Here is a 1,339-nt window from a genome sequence, read left to right as displayed (position 1 = left end):
CGCGGCGCGCGGCCCGCGCGGCCCGAGGCCCCGGCGCACGCGCCGCAGCAGCGGCACCGACACGCCCACGGCAAGCAGCCCGACGACAGTGAGGGTGAGGAAAAAACGCCCCGACACGGACCGCTGGGCGCCCGCCTCGTGGTCGGCGTCGGCCAGCCGGCGCACGGCCGCCGTCAGGTCGTCGGGGCGGCCCTCGGTGCGGTCGGCGGGCTGGCCGCCGAACAGCTTCGCCGGGTGCGGCTTGCCCAGCGCGGCCAGCGCCGTCGGGGCCAGGTCGATCAGCTGCAGGTACCCGGACCGGCTGGTGCTCGGGGAGCTGAGCCAGCCGCCGGTGAAGCCGGGCCCCTCGGCGATCGCGACGTGCAGGCGGGAGGTCTCGTCGGTGTCGGCCAGCCCGGCCACCATCACCAGGGAGCCCGGCGGGCGGCCGGCCAGCACCCGGGCCATCCGGGCGTCGGCCTCGCGGACGGCGTACCCGCGCACGTCGCCCTCGCCGGCGACCACGCCCAGGTCGACCATCGACAGGACGCACTGCTTGAGCAGCGCGGTCGGGTCGCCGGGCAGGGCGGCGGCGTACCGGTCGACCCGGCCGATAGGCCGTGCCGCGGCCACGGCGGCGCCGGAGCCGACCGCGACCGTGCACCGCACCGACTCGGTCAGCGCGCCGGGCCGCGCACCCCAGGTCTGGCGCTCGTTGTAGGAGACGATCGTCGGCTGGTCCTTGACCAGCCCGCCGATGCCGTCCGGGCTGAGCACCTCGGTGTTGCCGAGGTAGCAGCCGATCGCGCTGTCCGCCTCGGGAGCGGCGGACGGCGTGGGCGCCGCCGACACCCCGGCCGACGGCGTCGCCTTGAGCGGGGTCGCGGCCCGCACGCCGGTGCGGATGGCGGGGTTGCCGGCGCCGAGCGTGAGCCACCCGTCGGCGGGGCAGGTCACGCCCCGCGCGGAGCGCACCGCCAGGGCGCCGATGGAGCCCTGCGCGGCCAGCCGCCACAGCGTGGGCGTCCCGGTCGGGGACAGGTCGTCCCAGCGCAGCCCCGGCGCACCCGCGATGATCACGTACTCGGCCTTGCGCTGGCTGACGCTCGTGGCCGGCCGGGCGACGAGGGCGACGATGCTGGCCAGGGCCACGGCGGCGGCCACCAGGAACGGCGCGAGGCGCCGGCCCCCGATGACGGCGCCCTTCGTCACCCGGAACCTGCGCAGGCGCTTCACCAGCTGCCGGCGCGGCATCAGTCGCGCCCGCCCGGGCCCGCCGCCGGCGCGTCGCCGGTCGGCCGCGCGGGGGCGGCCAGCTCGTCGTACAGGTCACTGATCATGGCGACGGTGTCGGTCTCGG

The 1,339-nt window shown here is 78.0% G+C and carries 1 pseudogene; it reads right to left on the bottom strand.

From position 1 onward, the window contains the following. Positions 1-1,233: pseudogene (locus ABD211_RS26850) on the bottom strand (hypothetical protein); the annotation flags it as partial. Between the last annotated feature and the right edge of the window lie 106 nt (positions 1,234-1,339).

The organism is Luedemannella flava, from assembly GCF_039528515.1.
In the GTDB taxonomy this organism is placed as follows: Bacteria; Actinomycetota; Actinomycetes; order Mycobacteriales; family Micromonosporaceae; genus Luedemannella; species Luedemannella flava.
This window is presented reverse-complemented; position numbering and strand designations above follow the sequence as displayed.